At 60.4% G+C, this 16,238-nt stretch carries 13 protein-coding genes; 4 read left to right on the top strand and 9 right to left on the bottom strand.

The annotated features are described in order from the left end of the window. Window positions 1-58 precede the first annotated feature (58 nt). From HLUCCO03_RS10365 to HLUCCO03_RS10330, 8 genes are all read right to left on the bottom strand, one after another. Window positions 59-1,747 (bottom strand): AMP-binding protein, encoded by a 1,689-nt coding sequence (locus HLUCCO03_RS10365; RefSeq protein WP_027830630.1) that lies wholly within the window; start codon window positions 1,745-1,747, stop codon window positions 59-61. Window positions 1,748-1,798: 51 nt separating this feature from the next. Further along, a complete protein-coding gene (locus HLUCCO03_RS10360; protein WP_027830631.1) occupies window positions 1,799-2,377 on the bottom strand; it encodes a peroxidase-related enzyme in 579 nt (192 codons plus the stop codon). Window positions 2,378-2,522: 145 nt separating this feature from the next. Further along, window positions 2,523-3,431, bottom strand: a complete 909-nt coding sequence (locus HLUCCO03_RS10355; RefSeq protein ID WP_027830632.1) for a hydroxymethylglutaryl-CoA lyase — start codon at window positions 3,429-3,431, stop codon at window positions 2,523-2,525. Further along, window positions 3,431-5,434: an acetyl/propionyl/methylcrotonyl-CoA carboxylase subunit alpha gene (locus HLUCCO03_RS10350; protein ID WP_027830633.1), complete on the bottom strand. Its 2,004-nt coding sequence runs from the start codon at window positions 5,432-5,434 to the stop codon at window positions 3,431-3,433. The genes HLUCCO03_RS10355 and HLUCCO03_RS10350 overlap by 1 nt, the downstream gene beginning before the upstream one ends. Continuing rightward, window positions 5,434-6,240: an enoyl-CoA hydratase-related protein gene (locus HLUCCO03_RS10345; RefSeq protein ID WP_027830634.1), complete on the bottom strand. Its 807-nt coding sequence runs from the start codon at window positions 6,238-6,240 to the stop codon at window positions 5,434-5,436. The genes HLUCCO03_RS10350 and HLUCCO03_RS10345 overlap by 1 nt, the downstream gene beginning before the upstream one ends. A 14-nt stretch (window positions 6,241-6,254) precedes the next feature. Next, window positions 6,255-7,862, bottom strand: a complete 1,608-nt coding sequence (locus HLUCCO03_RS10340) for a carboxyl transferase domain-containing protein (RefSeq protein WP_027830635.1) — start codon at window positions 7,860-7,862, stop codon at window positions 6,255-6,257. A gap of 286 nt (window positions 7,863-8,148) precedes the next feature. Next, window positions 8,149-9,315 (bottom strand): isovaleryl-CoA dehydrogenase, encoded by a 1,167-nt coding sequence (locus HLUCCO03_RS10335; protein ID WP_027830636.1) that lies wholly within the window; start codon window positions 9,313-9,315, stop codon window positions 8,149-8,151. 164 nt (window positions 9,316-9,479) lie between these two features. After that, window positions 9,480-9,926: a MerR family DNA-binding transcriptional regulator gene (locus HLUCCO03_RS10330; protein ID WP_027830637.1), complete on the bottom strand. Its 447-nt coding sequence runs from the start codon at window positions 9,924-9,926 to the stop codon at window positions 9,480-9,482. A gap of 184 nt (window positions 9,927-10,110) precedes the next feature. On the opposite strand from HLUCCO03_RS10330, the gene HLUCCO03_RS10325 reads away from it, so the two are divergent. The 4 genes from HLUCCO03_RS10325 (at window position 10,111) to HLUCCO03_RS10310 (ending at window position 15,217) form a co-directional block, all read left to right on the top strand. Next, complete coding sequence (locus HLUCCO03_RS10325; RefSeq protein ID WP_027830638.1) at window positions 10,111-11,739, top strand: acyl-CoA synthetase; 1,629 nt, start codon at window positions 10,111-10,113, stop codon at window positions 11,737-11,739. Window positions 11,740-11,926: 187 nt separating this feature from the next. After that, window positions 11,927-12,688 (top strand): SDR family NAD(P)-dependent oxidoreductase, encoded by a 762-nt coding sequence (locus HLUCCO03_RS10320; protein ID WP_027830639.1) that lies wholly within the window; start codon window positions 11,927-11,929, stop codon window positions 12,686-12,688. 15 nt (window positions 12,689-12,703) lie between these two features. Further along, window positions 12,704-13,855, top strand: coding sequence for an acyl-CoA dehydrogenase family protein (locus HLUCCO03_RS10315; RefSeq protein WP_027830640.1), 1,152 nt, complete (start codon window positions 12,704-12,706; stop codon window positions 13,853-13,855). A 180-nt stretch (window positions 13,856-14,035) separates the two neighbouring features. Further along, a complete protein-coding gene (locus HLUCCO03_RS10310) occupies window positions 14,036-15,217 on the top strand; it encodes an acetyl-CoA C-acyltransferase (protein ID WP_027830641.1) in 1,182 nt (393 codons plus the stop codon). Between the two features lie 9 nt (window positions 15,218-15,226). Here the strand turns inward: HLUCCO03_RS10310 and HLUCCO03_RS10305 are convergent, their stop codons facing one another. Continuing rightward, on the bottom strand, window positions 15,227-16,231 hold the full coding sequence (locus HLUCCO03_RS10305) for an AraC family transcriptional regulator (RefSeq protein WP_027830642.1): 1,005 nt from the start codon (window positions 16,229-16,231) through the stop codon (window positions 15,227-15,229). Window positions 16,232-16,238 lie beyond the last annotated feature (7 nt).

The raw sequence follows: 16,238 nt of genomic DNA, 5'->3' as shown, positions 1-16,238 counted from the left end.
ACCTCAAACCCCGGCACATGGCCGGGGTTTGAGGTAGGAACGGACTGGAAGAGGGGCGTTACTTCTTCAACCCCATCTCCTCAATCGAAATCTCCCGCATCTTGAACTTCTGGATCTTCCCGGTGACGGTCATTGGGAACTCATCCACGAACTTGTAGTTCTTCGGGATCTTGAAGTGGGCGATCTTGCCCTTGCAGAATTCCCGCAGTTCGTCGCCGGTGACCGGGTCCGCGTCGGGGTTCAGTTTCACCCAGGCGATGAGTTCTTCGCCGTACTTGTCGTCGGGGATGCCGGTGACCTGGACTTCCTCGATGGCGGGGTGGGTGTAGAGGAATTCCTCGATTTCCTTCGGGTAGATGTTCTCGCCGCCGCGGATGACCATGTCCTTGATGCGGCCGACGATCTGGATGTAGCCGTCTTCGTCCATGGTGGCCAGGTCGCCGGTGTGCATCCAGCCGGCGTCGTCGATGGCTTCGCGGGTTTTTTCTTCGTTGTTCCAGTACTTCAGCATCACGCTGTAGCCACGGGTGCAGAGTTCGCCGATTTCGCCACGGGGGACGACGTTGCCGGTGGCCGGGTCGACTATCTTGGTCTCCAGGTGGGGCTGGGTGCGGCCCACGGTGGTGACCTGCTTCTCGAAGGGGTCGAGGGAGCTGGTCTGGGTGGACACCGGGCTGGTTTCGGTCATGCCGTAGGCGATCTGTACTTCCTTCATGTTCATCTTGCCGTTGACCTTTTTCATCACTTCCGCCGGGCAGATGGAGCCGGCCATGATGCCGGTGCGCAGGCTGGACAGGTCGTAGCTTTCAAACTCCGGCTCGGCCAGTTCGGCGATGAACATGGTGGGCACGCCGTAGAGGGCGGTGGCTTTTTCCTGGTGCACGGCCTGCAGCACGGATTTGGGCTCGAAGCCTTCGCCCGGGTAGATCATGGTGGAGCCGTGGGTAATGCAGCCCAGGTTGCCCATGACCATGCCGAAGCAATGGTACAGGGGCACGGGAATGACCAGCCGGTCTTTCTCGGTGAACAGCTGGCTTTCCGCCACGAAGTATCCGTTATTCAAGATGTTGTGGTGGGTGAGGGTGGCGCCCTTGGGGTTGCCGGTGGTGCCGGAGGTGAACTGGATGTTGATGGGGTCGTCGAACTGCAGTTGGCCCTGTACCTTGTCCAGTTCATCCTGGCTGACTTCGCTGGCGAAGCCAATGAACTCGGCCCAGGTCCACATGCCGTCGTGCTTGTCTTTGTCCAGGTTGATCACGGCGCGCAGATCGGGAACCTTCTGGGCCTTGAGTTTGCCAGGGGCGGCGGCTTTCAGTTCCGGTGCCAGGTCGTAGACCATTTTGCGGTAGTCTGAGGTCTTGAAGCTGTCCGCCGTGACCAGTGCGGAGATGCCGGCCAGGTTCAGGGCGTAGTCCAGTTCGTGCACGCCGTAGGCCGGGTTGATGTTCACCAGGATGGCGCCCACCTTGGCGGTGGCAAACTGGGTGACGGTCCACTCGTAACGGTTGGGGGACCAGATGCCCACCCGGTCGCCGCGTTTGACGCCGATGGCCATGAAGGCGCGGGCGGCTTCGTTGACCTTTTCAACGAATTCCCTGTAGGTCCAGCGAATGTCCTGGTGCAGGGCAACGAGGGCTTCGGTGTCCGGGTATTTTGCGGCGGTGCGGTCAAGCATGTCGCCGATGGTCATGCCCAGCAGCGGGGTTTCGGAGGTTCCGCTGGTGTAGCTTGGTAGAGTCTGGTTCATTGTCTGCCTCCATTGTTTTTGTCGTCGAGGGCAAGCAGGTTACTTTGACTGCTAGCGACTCTGGCTGTGATATTCCGGATTTGGTTGCATATCGCTGGCAATGGCCACGCGGTTGGACATGTTGTAAAAACCGATCAGGTTGCTCAGGTCCCAGATGCCCCGGTCACTGAGGCCGGCGTCCCGCAGGGCCTGGATGTGTTCTTCGGTGACGGTGGCCGGGGAGCGAGTGAGGTGCGATGCAAAATCGAGCATGGCGCGCTGGCGCCTGTCGAGTTTGGCGCTGCGGTAATTCATTACCATGTGTTCGCCCAGTTGCGGGTCTCCGCTCAGCACCCGTACGGCGGCGCCGTGGGCGACCAGGCAGTAGAAGCATTTGTTCTCGGACGATACAACGACGGCGACCATTTCCCGCTCAAGTTTGCTCAGTTCGCTTTCGCCCATCATCAGTTCGTTGTACAGGCGGGTGAAGCCTTCGAGCTGTTTGAGGTTCTGGCTGTAGGCGGTCAGTACGTTGGGGATCATGCCGAGTTTTTCCTGGCAGATCTGGAAGTACTTTTGGGTGTCTTCTGGCATGTCTTTGATCTCCGGGATTGGGAGATCCAGGGCTACTACATTCTTGGTCTGGCTCATTGAAAAACGCTCCTAGCCTGTTAATTGAGTGCTTTGGGGAGCGGGCCCGGTTGCCCGGGACACGCCGTTAATACGTCCGTGTAGGCTCGTAAAAAACATCCCTGTTTTTTACGGTCCCGGGCAACCGGGCCCGCTCCCCATTTGATCATTTGCAGTTACCGCCCAGGGCCTGGCCTACTTTTGAGCCGTTTTGGCGTTTCAATTGGCTGCTTATCCATTCGCCGGTTGCTACTAACTTATCCAGGTCGACGCCGGTTTCTATTCCCAATCCGTTAAGCAGGTATAGCACGTCTTCTGTTGCCACGTTGCCGGAGGCACCCTTGGCGTAGGGGCAGCCGCCAAGGCCAGCGACGGAGGCGTCGATAACCGAAATGCCTTCTTCCAGAACCGCGTAGAGATTTGCCAGTGCCTGGCCGTAAGTGTCGTGGAAGTGGGCGGCGAGTTTTTCGATCGGTACTTCGGCGGCGACGGCCTCCAGCATGCGTTTTGCTTTCAACGGAGTGCCCACGCCGATGGTGTCGCCCAGGGAGATTTCATAGCAGCCGAGTTCGGCCAGGGCCTTGGCGACTTTGGCCACCTGTTCGGGGGCGATGTCGCCTTCGTAGGGGCAGCCGAGGACGGTGGATACGTAGCCCCGTACCGGGATGTTGTGTTGTTTGGCCGCTTCCATCACCGGGAGGAAGCGTTCGAGGCTTTCGGCGATGGAGCAGTTGATGTTTTTCTGGCTGAAGGATTCGGACGCGGCGCCGAAGACGGCGACTTCGTCCACCCCGGCCGCGAGGGCGTTTTCAAAGCCCTTTAGGTTGGGGGTGAGTACGGAGTAGCGCACGCCGGGCTTGCGTTTGATGCCGGCCATGACATCGGTGGCGTCGCCCATCTGTGGTACCCATTTCGGGGACACGAAGCTGGCGGATTCGATGTGGTTGAGGCCACAGTCGGCCAGCCGGTCGATCAGGCCGGTTTTGATGGGGGTGGCGATGATCGCGCCGGGCTCGTTCTGCAGGCCGTCCCGGGGGCTCATTTCAACCAGTCTGACTTTTTGGGGAAAGGCCATTAGCCTGCCTCCTCTTCCGCGGTGACGGTGACTTCGATGGCGATCAGTTCGGCGCCTTCAGACACCTGGTCGCCTTCGGCGAAGAAGATGTCGGTGACCACGCCGTCGGCCGGGGCCTTGATGGCATGTTCCATTTTCATGGCTTCCATGATCACCAGGCTCTGGCCGGCAGTGACTTTATCGCCCACTTTGGCCTGCACCGCGACGATGGCGCCGTTCATGGGGGCGGCCAGGCTGCCTTCGCCGGCCATTTCCTCGAAGCCGTAGGTTTCACGGTAAACCGTGCACTGGAAGGTGTCACCCTCGTAGAAGAGCACCAGCTGGTCGTTGTGCAGGTTGCCATGGATGCTGATGCGGTGGCCGTTGATGACGGCCTGCAGGTAGTCGTCGTCCAGTTTGGCGGTGAGGTTGTAGACACTGCCGCCGACAAACACCTGGTAGCGGTCGTCCCGTTCCAGCACTTTGAGTTCGTGGATGTCTTCACCCACCTGCAGCTGCAGCGGTTGGGCGTATTCGGAGTTTATGCGCCAGCTGTTCTGGCGGCCGAAGGGCGACCAGGGGTCGGTGCTGATCACTTCCCGGGATTTGCGCTGTTCCAGCACGAAGCCGGCGGCCAGTACCAGGGCCTTGTGGGTGTCGAGTTTGGATTTCGGGAACAGCAGGTCCCGGTGCTCCTCGATAAACCCGGTGGTCAGGTCGGCTTCCCGGAACGGTTGGGCGTCGGCCAGGGCGTGGAGGAAGCGGATGTTGGTTTTCACGCCGGCGATGCGGTAGTGCTCCAGGGCCTGGACCATGCGGTTGATGGCCTGGTCCCGGGTTTCGTCCCAGACGATAAGCTTGGCGATCATCGGGTCGTAGTGGATGCTGATGTCGTCGCCTTCGGTAACGCCTGTATCCACTCGCACATGCGCGCTCTCATCAGGAGTACTCAGGTAGCGCAGGTTGCCGGTGGCGGGCAGGAAGTCCTGGTCCGGGTCTTCGGCGTAGATGCGGGCTTCCAGGGCGTGGCCGCGGGTTTTCACCTGGGACTGTTCCAGCGGCAGCGGGTCGCCCCAGGCCACTTTCAACTGCCATTCCACCAGGTCCTGGCCGGTGACCATCTCGGTAACCGGGTGCTCTACCTGCAGGCGGGTGTTCATTTCCATGAAGAAGAAGGAGCCGTCCACGTCGTAGAGGAATTCCACGGTGCCGGCGCCCACGTAGTTGATGGCCTGGGCAGCTTTTACCGCCGCTTCGCCCATGGCCTTGCGGGTATCGTCGCTGAGGCCCGGCGCCGGGGCTTCTTCCAGCACTTTCTGGTGGCGGCGCTGCACGGAACAGTCCCGTTCCGCCAGGTACACACCATGGCCGCTCTTGTCGCAGAACACCTGGATTTCCACGTGCCGTGGCTGGGTCAGGTAGCGCTCGATCAGCATGTCCGGGTTGCCGAAGGCGTTCCTGGACTCCCGCTTGGCGGCGGCCAGGGCATCGTCGAAGTCTTCCATGCGTTCCACCACCCGCATGCCTTTACCGCCGCCACCGGCGACCGCTTTCAGCAGCAGCGGGAAGCCGCACTTCTCGGCTTCCTTGCGCAGGGTGTCCGGGGACTGGTCGTCACCGTGGTAGCCGGGCACCAATGGCACGCCGGCCTTTTCCATGATGGCCTTGGCGGCGGATTTGGAGCCCATGGCTGCGATAGAGGAGGAGGGCGGGCCGATGAAGACGATGTTGTTGGCTTCGCAGGCCTCGGCAAACTGGGTGTTCTCGGAGAGAAAACCGTAGCCGGGATGAACCGCCTGGGCGCCGCTTTCTTTGGCCACCTCGATGATTTTGTCGGCTTTCAGGTAGCTCTCGGAGCTGGGGGCGGGGCCAATGTTAAAGGCTTCGTCGGCCATGGCCACGTGGCGGGCGTCGGCGTCGGCGTCCGAGTAGACGGCGACGACGCGGATGCCCATGCGATGGGCGGTCTGTATGATCCGGCAGGCGATTTCGCCGCGGTTGGCGATCAAAATTTTACTGAACATTAGTCTTCCTCCGGAACCCAGTTGGCCTTGCGCTTGTTCAGGAAGGCACTGAGCCCTTCCTGCCCTTCGGCACCCACCCGGATGTCCGCGATGCGTTGTGCGGTGTCGTCGATAACGTCTTTGCCGATGACTTTGTGGCTGACAGCGAACACCAGGTTCTTGGCGGCTTGCATGGCCTCGGGGCCGTTGAGTGCAAGCTGCAGCAGCAGTTCGTTGCAGCGGCGTTCCATGGCAGCCACGTCTTCACATACTTCGTGTACCAGGCCGAAATGTTCGGCCTGCCGGGCGGTGAAGACTTCGGCAGTAATGAAGTAGCGCCGGGCCTGGCGTTCACCGATGGCGCGTACCACGTAGGGGCTGATCACGGCGGGGATCAGGCCGAGTTTGACTTCGCTCAGGCAAAAGCTGGCTTTTTCGGTGGCAAGCACGATGTCACAGCAGGCTGCCAGGCCAACGGCACCGCCGAAAGCCGCACCCTGCACCAGGCCGATCACCGGCTTGCCGAGATGGTTCAGGGTATTCATCAGCCGCGCCAGTTCCCGGGAGTCATCCAGGTTTTCCTGGCGGGTGTTGTCCGCCATCCGGCGCATCCAGCCAAGGTCCGCCCCGGCGGAGAAGTGCTTGCCTTCAGAGCGCAGGATTACGATGTTGGTGTCTTTGTCGGCGTTTACTTTTTCCAGCGCGTTGATCAGTTGCTGGATGATTACGTCGTCGAACGCGTTGCGTTTGTCCGGGCGGTTCAGCACCACTTCGGTGATGCCTTCGCTACGCTTTCTGAGCAGAATCGCTGATTCCTGATCGGTCATGGCGTTCTCCTCCGTCACATGCGGAACACGCCGAAGCGTGTTGGCTTGGCCGGGCGGTTGAGGGTGGCGGACAGGCTCAGGGCGACCACTTCACGGGTCTGGGCCGGGTCGATCACGCCGTCGTCCCACAGGCGGGCGCTGGCGTAGTAGGGATGGCCCTGGTGCTCGTAGGAGTCGATGATGGGCTTTTTGAAATCTGCCTCTTCTTCGGTGCTCCAGTCCTGGCCCTTGCGCTCCATGCCTTCACGCTTGACGGTGGCGAGTACGCCTGCGGCCTGCTCACCGCCCATGACGGAAATGCGGGCGTTGGGCCACATCCACAGGAAGTCGGGGCTGTAGGCGCGGCCACACATGCCGTAGTTGCCTGCGCCGAAAGACCCGCCAATCAGTACGGTAATCTTGGGCACTTCCGCACAGGCCACGGCCATGACCATCTTCGCGCCGTGCTTGGCGATGCCTTCCGCCTCGTGCTTCTGGCCCACCATAAAGCCGGTGATGTTCTGCAGGAATAGCAGCGGGATGTTGCGCTGGCAGCACAGTTCAATAAAGTGCGCGCCTTTCTGGGCGGACTCGCTGAACAGGATGCCATTGTTGGCGATGATGCCCACCGGGTAGCCGTGGATATGGGCGAAGCCTGTGACCAGGGTCTGGCCGTAGTAGCGTTTGAATTCGTCAAACTCGGAGCCGTCGACGATACGGGCGATGACATCACGCACGTCGAACTGTTTGCGCAGGTCGGTCCCGACGATGCCGTAGATTTCTTCGGCGTTGAACAGCGGCGCCCTGGGTTTGCGGATCTCCACATCCGCGGGTTTGCGGCGGTTGAGGTTGGAGATGCAGCGCCGGGCGATTTCCAGGGCGTGGGCGTCGTTTTCGGCGTAGTGGTCGGCCACGCCGGAGATTTTGCAGTGGACGTCGGCGCCACCCAGGTCTTCGGCGCTGACCACTTCACCGGTGGCGGCTTTTACCAGTGGTGGGCCGGCCAGGAAAATGGTGCCCTGGTTGCGCACGATAATGGATTCGTCCGCCATGGCGGGTACGTAGGCGCCACCTGCGGTGCACAGGCCCATGACGACAGCAATCTGGGGGATGTCGTCGGCGGACATTCTGGCCTGGTTGTAGAAGATGCGGCCAAAGTGGTCGCGGTCCGGGAAGACTTCGTCCTGCCTGGGCAGGTTGGCGCCGCCGGAGTCCACCAGGTAGATGCAGGGCAGACGGTTCTGCAGGGCGATTTCCTGGGCACGGAGGTGCTTCTTGACCGTGAGCGGGTAGTAGCTGCCGCCTTTGACGGTGGCGTCGTTGGCGATGATCATGCATTCGGTGCCGGAGACGCGGCCCACACCGGCGATGACACCAGCGGCGGGGACTTCTTCATCGTAGACGTTATAGGCGGCGAATTGGCCTACTTCAAGAAAAGGAGAGCCGTCGTCCAGAAGGCGGTTGATGCGCTCTCTCGGGAGCAGTTTGCCGCGGGCGATGTGGCGTTCCTGGTAGGAGGGGCCACCGCCCTGCTGGATGGTGGCTACCTTGTCCCGCAGGTCGGCCACGGCTTTTGCCATGGAGGCCTGGTTGGCCTGGAATTCTTCGGACCTTGGGTTAACTTTGCTTTGGAGTACCGTCATAGCATTTTAGTCCGTGTGTCTGAGTCCGTGCGTCGGGTCTGGTGGCATGGCGCTCCGGGACACGCCGTGAATACGTCCATGCCACCAGACCCTCGTCTGAATTTGGTTGCCAGCCGCTCTCTGTACTTCTGTTTGAGAGCGACTACCCAAGTTCGGACGGTTGGCCGGGTAGGGCTTTCGGGAATGTCGTAGGCCAAGGATGGCCTACGTCAAGCGCACATGGATGTGCTCGTAGCGTTTCCCGAAAGCCCTACCCGGCCGACCGCCTCCACCCGGAACAGCGGGCCTAGTTGTTCAGATACAGCTCCCGACCAATCAGCATCCGGCGGATTTCGGACGTGCCGGCGCCGATTTCGTACAGTTTGGCGTCACGCAACAGGCGGCCCGTCGGGTATTCGTTGATGTAACCGTTACCGCCGAGCAGCTGGATGGCGTCCAGGGCCAGTTTGGTGGCCATTTCTGCGGAATACAGGATCGCGCCGGCAGCGTCTTTTCTGGTGGTGTTGCCGCGGTCGGCGGACATGGCGACCATGTAGACGTAGGACTTGGCGGTGTTCATGAAGGTGTACATGTCCGCAACCTTGCCCTGTACCAGTTCAAACTCGCCGATGGCCTGGCCGAACTGTTTGCGTTCGCGGATGTAGGGAACCACCACGTCCATGGCCGCCTGCATGATGCCCAGCGGGCCGCCGGCGAGGACGAGGCGTTCGTAGTCGAGGCCGCTCATCAGGACTTTGGCGCCGTTGCCCACGCCGCCCATGACGTTTTCCTTGGGCACCTTGGCGTCTTCGAAGACCAGCTCACAGGTGTTGGAGCCGCGCATGCCCAGCTTGTCCAGCTTCTGGGCCTGGGTGAATCCCGGGGTGTCGCGCTCGACTATAAAGGCGGTGATGCCACGGGGGCCGGCAGACGGGTCGGTTTTGGCGTAGATGACGTAGACGTTGGCGTCGGGGCCGTTGGTGATCCACATTTTGCTGCCGTTGAGCACGTAGTGGTCGCCGGCGTCCTTGGCGCTGAGTTTCATGGAGACTACGTCGGAGCCGGCGTTAGGCTCGGACATGGCCAGGGCGCCGATGTGTTCGCCGCTGATGAGCTTGGGCAGGTACTTTTCTTTCTGCTCGTCGGTGCCGTTGCGGTTGATCTGGTTAACGCACAGGTTGGAGTGGGCACCGTAGGAAAGGCCCACCGAGGCCGAGGCGCGGCTGATTTCTTCCATGGCCACAACGTGTGCCAGGTAGCCCATGCCGGAGCCGCCGTAGGCTTCGTCGGCGGTAATACCCAGCAGGCCCATGTCGCCGAACTTTTTCCACAGGTCGTTGGGGAATAGGTTTTCCCGGTCAATGCTTTCGGCGCGGGGAGCGATGTCTTTGGCGGCGAACCCGTTGATCTGCTCCCGGAGCATATCGATGGTCTCACCAAGGCCGAAGTTGAACTCTGAGTATTGTGATTTCATTGTTGGCTACCTTTTGCTCTCAAATCTGGAGTTGGTCGCGGGCTTCGCGAGCGGATATCGGTTTCCGAAACACGCTGTAAATACGTCCCTGTACGCTCGGGCTCCGCCATCCATGGCTCCGCACGGTTTCGGAAACCGATATCCGCTCGCTCGGGTGTCCGCCACTACTTTTGTTCGATGGACTCGGGCTCTTCTTTTTTAGCCTTTGCCTGTTGACGCTTTTTCTTCTGTAGCTCGGCGAGTGCTTCCCGACACCGGGCTTCTGCCGTATCCATTTCCATCTCCGCCTGGGCAATGTCGTTTTTCTGCTGCTCAAGCTGTGCCCGCTTGCGGGCCAGGGTGTCCAGCATCAGCAGGAGCTGTTTTTCGTTACCGCTGAGGGTTTCGTCCCACAGGTCGAACAGCTCTTTGGTCTCCGCCAGGGAAAACCCCATGCGCTTGCCCCGCAGGATCAGTTTCAGGCGCACCCGGTCTTTCGAGCTGAAGATGCGGGTCTGGCCGCGCCGGGTGGGGTGGAGCAGGCCCTGATCTTCGTAAAAACGTACGCTTCGGGTAGTGACGTCGAACTCCTTGGCGAGCTCGCTGATGCTGTAAGTTTTCTTGATGTCCATGGCGGTTTCCTTTTTTAGACTTAGGTTAGATAAAGTTTACGTAAACGTAAAGTATTTTTGAGATCGAATTGGATTGACAGGCAGGGAAAAATTCGGCGAATGGTGTAAGTGTCAAAACGCAACGGTTGCCCTATAGTCATGGGAACAGGATACCAATCCGGAACAACAACATCAGGAGACCGGTATGACTTCGATCTTTGACCAGGGCCTTGAGCCCACCGCAGCAAACCATGCAACCCTGTCACCGCTGGATTTCCTGGAGCGTACCGCCAGTGTTTATCCGGAGTACCCGGCGGTCATCCACGGCGATATCCGCCGTAACTGGCGGGAAACCTACGAGCGCTGTCGCCGTCTTGCGTCGGCGCTGGCCGCTAAAGGTGTTGGCAAAGGGGATACAGTCGCGGCGATGATGCCGAACATTCCTGAGATGCTGGAATGTCATTTCGGCGTTCCCATGCTGGGCGGGGTTCTGAATGCACTGAATACCCGGCTGGATGCCGAGGCCGTTGCCTTCATGCTGGAACATGGCGAAGCGAAGGTGCTGATTGCAGACCGGGAATTCGGCCATGTGATCAATAAAGCCATGGGCCTGCTGGATAATCCCCCGCAGTTGATTGATGTTAATGACCCTGAATTTGCTGGTGATGGTACCCAGATCAGTGATCTGGATTACGAGGCCTTCCTGGCCAGTGGCGATCCGGAATTTGACTGGCAGATGCCGGCGGATGAATGGGATGCGATTTCACTCTGCTACACCTCCGGCACCACCGGTAACCCCAAAGGGGTGGTTTATCACCATCGCGGGGCCTACGAGAATGCCATGGGCAACCAGGCGGTCTGGTCCATGGGCATGCACCCGGTGTACCTGTGGACACTGCCGATGTTCCACTGCAATGGCTGGTGCTTTCCCTGGACCATTACGGCTTTTGCTGGCACCCATGTTTGCCTGCGCAAGGTGGACCCGGAGAAGATCCTGCAGCTGATCAGTGAGCACAAGGTCAGCCATATGTGTGGTGCGCCGATAGTATTGAACACCCTGCTGGGTGCTTCAGAGGCCTCCAAGTCCAGTTTCAGCCATACCGTACAGGCAATGACTGCCGGCGCGGCGCCACCGGCCAAGGTGATTGAGGCAATTGAGGAGATGGGCTTCCAGGTTACCCACGTTTACGGCCTTACAGAGGTTTATGGCCCGGTGACCGTTTGCGCCTGGAAATTGGAATGGGACGACCTGCCCGTGGAAGAACGTGCCCGCATAAAAGCACGGCAGGGGGTTCGCTACCACACATTGGCCGGCATGATGGTGGGAGATCCGGAAACCATGGAGGCCGTGCCTAAAGATGGCAAGACCATCGGCGAGATCTTCCTGCGTGGTAACACGGTGATGAAGGGATATCTGAAGAATCCCAAGGCCACGGCCGAAGCCCTGCGGGGTGGCTGGTTCCATACCGGCGACCTGGCCGTGTGGCACCCGGATGGTTATGCCGAGATCAAGGACCGGCTGAAGGACATCATCATTTCCGGTGGCGAGAACATCTCCACCATCGAAGTGGAAGATGTGCTCTACCGCCACCCTGATATCCTCGAAGCCGCCGTGGTGGCAAGGCCTGACGAAAAATGGGGCGAGACACCCTGCGCATTTGTGACCCTGAAACCGGAGGCGGGAGATGTCAGCGAAGACGACATCATCGCCTTCTGTCGGGAGCGAATGGCCGGGTACAAGATTCCCAAGACCATTGTGTTCAGCGAGCTGCCAAAAACCAATACCGGCAAGATCCAGAAGTTCGTGCTGCGGGACGACGCGAAAAAGTTGTGACCGCCAGTTGTAAACGCCGGGGCGAGCATGGAAGTAGCTCCGGCGTGTCATTTTTTATCAAATTTCCTGCCCGGTTATGTCATGGCGCCCAGGAGGTGACTGAGACAGACTGATCCCATACCCAATTCAAACTGTTCACCGGCGGGCTCCTGGGCTTTGCCGGTGATGCTGATATCAGGAGCACAATATGGAATTTCAGGGAGTCCCCTCAATTGTCACCGGTGGCGCATCCGGCCTTGGCGAAGGCGCAGCCCGTGCACTGGCCGCCGCTGGCTGTAAGGTTGCTATTTTCGACCTGTCGAAAGAGAAGGGCGAAGCCGTAGCGAAGGATATTGGCGGTGTGTTCATCGAATGCGACGTGTCCTCCGCCGAAAGCGCAGAGGCTGCTGTCAGGGCCGCCCGCGACGCCCACGGCCTGTGCGGCATCGCCGTCAACTGCGCGGGCATCGCCCCCGCCGCCAAAATCCTCGGCAAGGAAGGCCCCATGCCCCTGGAGAACTTCAGCAAGGTTATCCAGGTCAACCTGATAGGCACCTTCAACATCATGCGCCTGGCCGCCGCCGACATGGCCCAGCGCGAGCCCAATGCCGATGGCGAGCGGGGCGTGATTATATCCACCGCCTCCGTGGCCGCCTTCGAAGGCCAGATCGGCCAGGCCGCCTACAGCGCCTCCAAGGGCGGTGTTGTCGCCATGACATTGCAGTCCGCACGGGAACTGGCGCGGGAAGGCATCCGCGTGAACACCATCGCCCCGGGCATTTTCATGACCCCGATGATGGCCGGCATGCCCCAGGAAGTGCAGGACAGTCTGGCCGCCACACTGCCGTTCCCCAAGCGCCTGGGCAAGCCGGAAGAATTCGGCATGCTGGTGGACCAGATGGTGCGCAACCCGGTGCTCAACGGCGAAGTCATCCGCCTCGACAGCGCTCTGCGCATGGCGCCCAAATAATTGCAGGAGACCACCATGACCAGCGTTGTTGATAAAGAAGAACTCGAGATGTTCCGGGAGACCGTCATCAAGGCCCTGGAGGCCGAGGTAACGCCCCACTACGAAGCCTGGGAAAAATCCGGCATCGTACCCCGGGAACTGTGGAACACCCTGGGCAACGCCGGCATGCTGTGCGTGGACGTCCCCGAAGACTGGGGCGGCTGCGGCGCGCCCTTCCAGTACTCCGTCATCGTCGGCGAAGAAATGGCCCGCATGGGCTTCGGCGCCCTGTCCACCAACGTCATGGTGCACTCCGACATCGTCGCCCCCTACCTCAGCCACATCGGCAACGAGGAACAGCGCCAACACTGGCTGCCGAAAATGGTCTCCGGCGAAGCCGTCGGCGCCATCGCCATGACCGAACCCGGCGCCGGCAGCGACCTCCAGGCCATCCGCACCAGCGCCGTGAAAGACGGCGACGACTACATCCTCAACGGCTCCAAGACCTTCATCACCAACGGCCAACACGCCGACATGGTCATCGTCGCCGCCAAAACCGACCCCAAGGCGGGCGCCCGTGGCATCAGCCTGTTCCTGGTAGACACCTCGCTGCCGGGCTACAGTAAAGGCCGCAACCTCGACAAAATCGGCCAGCACTCCGGCGACACCTCGGAACTCTTCTTCTCCGACATGCGCATCCCCGCCTCGGCACTGCTGGGCGAGGAAGGCCAGGGCTTCATGTACCTGATGCGTGAACTCCCCCGGGAACGCCTGGTCATCGGCGCCCTCGGCGTCGCCGCCGCCCGCGGCGCCCTGGACCTGACCATCGCCTATTCCCAGGAACGGGAACTGTTCGGCCAGAAACTGGCCCAACTGCAAAATACCCGCTTCGAAATCGCCCGCATGGAAACCGACTGCCGCGTGAACCGCGCCTTCGTGGACGAATGTATCGACCTGTACGAAAAAGGCGAACTCGACGCCCCCACGGCTTCCATGGCGAAATACAGCGCTACGGAAATGCAGTGCCGGGTTGCTGATGGTTGCCTGCAGTTGTTCGGAGGCTACGGTTACACCAGCGAGTACCCGATTTCGAGAGCGTTTATCGACGCAAGGGTACAAAGAATCTACGGCGGTACGTCTGAGGTTATGAAAGAAATCATTGCCAGGTCTGTTCTGGGAAAGGCGTAAATCGAAAAGCCAAAACAGGTCGGAAGATAACTCACAAGTTGGAGGCTGAGTGGCGATCATCCCATCCGGGACCGTAAAAAACATGGATGTTTTTTACGAGCCTACAGGGACGTATTCACGGCGTGTCCCGGATGGGATGATCGCCACTCGGCCCGCCCCCGAATCAAGAGGACTAAAACCATGAGCAACACAGAAGTAGTAATAGCAGGCTCCGCCAGAACCCCCATGGGCGGAATGATGGGCGACCTCAGCTCCGTACGTTCCCCGGACCTGGGCGCCATCTCCATCAAGGCAGCCATCGAAAGAAGCGGCCTCCAGCCAGCAGACATCCAGGAAGTCATCATGGGCTGCGTACTGCCCGGCGGCCTGGGCCAGGCGCCCGCACGCCAGGCCTCCCGCGCCTCCGGCATCCCCGATTCCAGCGGCTGCACCACCATCAACAAAATGTGCGGCTCCGGCATGCAGGCCGTCATCATGGCCCACGACCAGATCAAAGCCGGCACCAACAACATCATGATCGCTGGCGGCATGGAAAACATGAGCCAGGCCCCCTACCTGCTGCCCAAAGCCCGCGCCGGCTACCGCATGGGCCACGGCCAGGTCATGGACTCCATGTTCCTCGACGGCCTTGAAGACGCCTACGAAGGCGGCCTCATGGGCGTATTCGCCCAGCGCACCGCGGACAAATACGATATCAGCCGCGAAGCCATGGACAACTTCGCCATCGCCTCCCTCGAACGCTCACTGGCGGCCATCAGGAACGGCGGCTTCGCCGACGAAATCACCCCCGTGACCGTCTCCGGCCGCGGCGGCGACACCGTGGTAGACACCGACGAACAGCCCGGCAAAGCCAAACCGGAAAAGATCCCCCAGCTCAAACCGGCCTTCGCCAAAGACGGCACCGTCACCGCCGCCAACTCCAGCTCCATCAGCGACGGCGCCTCCGCCATGGTACTGGCCAGCCGCGAAGAAGCAGAAAAACGCGGCCTCACACCCCAGGCCCGCATCATCGCCCACGCCACCCACGCCCGCCTGCCGGCCGAGTTTACCCTCGCGCCCATCGGTGCCATCGAAAAGGTACTGAAAAAGGCCGGCTGGAGCCGTGACGACGTGGACCTGTTCGAAATCAACGAAGCCTTTGCCGTGGTCACCCTGGCCGCCATCAACGAGCTGGGCCTGGATGCCAACAAGGTCAACGTCCATGGCGGCGCCTGCGCCCTGGGCCACCCCATCGGCTCTTCAGGGTCGCGGATCATGATCACCCTGATCAACGCCCTGAAACAGCGTGGCCTCAAACGCGGTGTGGCGTCCCTGTGCATCGGTGGCGGGGAAGGAACAGCGGTAGCCATCGAACTGCTGTAAAAGGTGTAACTACTGGTCCTGCTTGCGGTAGGCCAGTGGGCTGAGCCCGGTCCAGTGCTTGAAAGCACGGGAAAAGGCACCGGGCTCGGCAAATCCCAGCTGGGATGAGATCTCCGCCACCGTCAGGTTCTGCCGGGTCAGCATGATCACTGCCTGATCCCGCCGCAGGTTATCCTTGATCTTCTGATAGGAACTGCCTTCCGCCTTCAGCTTCCGTGACAGGGTATAAGCCGTCATATGCAGCTGGTCCGCCACCTGTTCCAGGGTCGGCAGCCGTTCGTCATCCACGCTCTCCAGAATCTGCCGCACCCGGGTGGTGAAACTGTCGTCGTCATCGGTCCAGATCAGCAGGTTACGGGGAGACTTCTCGATAAACTCGTCCAGCTCTTCCGGCGTCCGGGTGACCGGCATGTCCAGATAGTTGCGGCTGAAGAACAGGCTGTTGCGGGACTGGTTGAAGTAACACTGGCAGGGGAATACAAAGCGATACTCATCGAAATACCCTGGCAGCCCATGCTGGAAGGTGGCGTGGCTGAGTACAATCTTGCGCCCGATCAGCCAGCCCACCAGTCTGTGCCATACCAGTAACAGCCACTCCACCAGAAAGTTGTCCGGGTCCAGCTCCGGATGGCGGTGGGTGACACTCAGCTCCACCTCTTCGCCGCTGGTGTCCAGCTCGATCACAATGTCATCCGAGAACAGCCGGTAACAGCGGATACTCTGGTGAATGACTTCTTCCAGGTTGGCACTGTGCACCACCAGCGACCCCATAAGATGGAAATGCCCGACACGGCAGGGCCGGGTCGTGCGGCCCATGAATTCGTCGTCCAGTTTGCCCCATACCAGTCGGAACAGACGTATAAACTGCTCCGTGGGCACCCTTGCACGTGGTGAGCTAATGAATTCCGGGTCAATGCCGTTATTACGTAACAGTTCATCGGAATAGCCGCCGGCCTTCTCCAGGCCGTAAAGGACGGACCTGGCGTAGTGGGAAGAGAAGGTCAGGTTCTTCATCGGGCGT

The organism is Marinobacter sp. HL-58 (assembly GCF_001314605.1).
Taxonomy (GTDB): Bacteria; Pseudomonadota; Gammaproteobacteria; order Pseudomonadales; family Oleiphilaceae; genus Marinobacter.
This window is presented reverse-complemented; position numbering and strand designations above follow the sequence as displayed.

Coding starts and splice junctions, on each gene's coding strand:
- HLUCCO03_RS10350 (WP_027830633.1), bottom strand. CDS start 5,434: ATGTTCAGTAAAATTTTGATCGCCAACCGCGGCGAAATCGCCTGCCGG.
- HLUCCO03_RS10345 (WP_027830634.1), bottom strand. CDS start 6,240: ATGACCGATCAGGAATCAGCGATTCTGCTCAGAAAGCGTAGCGAAGGC.
- HLUCCO03_RS10355 (WP_027830632.1), bottom strand. CDS start 3,431: ATGGCCTTTCCCCAAAAAGTCAGACTGGTTGAAATGAGCCCCCGGGAC.
- HLUCCO03_RS10325 (WP_027830638.1), top strand. CDS start 10,111: ATGACTTCGATCTTTGACCAGGGCCTTGAGCCCACCGCAGCAAACCAT.
- HLUCCO03_RS10320 (WP_027830639.1), top strand. CDS start 11,927: ATGGAATTTCAGGGAGTCCCCTCAATTGTCACCGGTGGCGCATCCGGC.
- HLUCCO03_RS10330 (WP_027830637.1), bottom strand. CDS start 9,926: ATGGACATCAAGAAAACTTACAGCATCAGCGAGCTCGCCAAGGAGTTC.
- HLUCCO03_RS10310 (WP_027830641.1), top strand. CDS start 14,036: ATGAGCAACACAGAAGTAGTAATAGCAGGCTCCGCCAGAACCCCCATG.
- HLUCCO03_RS10315 (WP_027830640.1), top strand. CDS start 12,704: ATGACCAGCGTTGTTGATAAAGAAGAACTCGAGATGTTCCGGGAGACC.
- HLUCCO03_RS10335 (WP_027830636.1), bottom strand. CDS start 9,315: ATGAAATCACAATACTCAGAGTTCAACTTCGGCCTTGGTGAGACCATC.
- HLUCCO03_RS10340 (WP_027830635.1), bottom strand. CDS start 7,862: ATGACGGTACTCCAAAGCAAAGTTAACCCAAGGTCCGAAGAATTCCAG.
- HLUCCO03_RS10305 (WP_027830642.1), bottom strand. CDS start 16,231: ATGAAGAACCTGACCTTCTCTTCCCACTACGCCAGGTCCGTCCTTTAC.
- HLUCCO03_RS10360 (WP_027830631.1), bottom strand. CDS start 2,377: ATGAGCCAGACCAAGAATGTAGTAGCCCTGGATCTCCCAATCCCGGAG.
- HLUCCO03_RS10365 (WP_027830630.1), bottom strand. CDS start 1,747: ATGAACCAGACTCTACCAAGCTACACCAGCGGAACCTCCGAAACCCCG.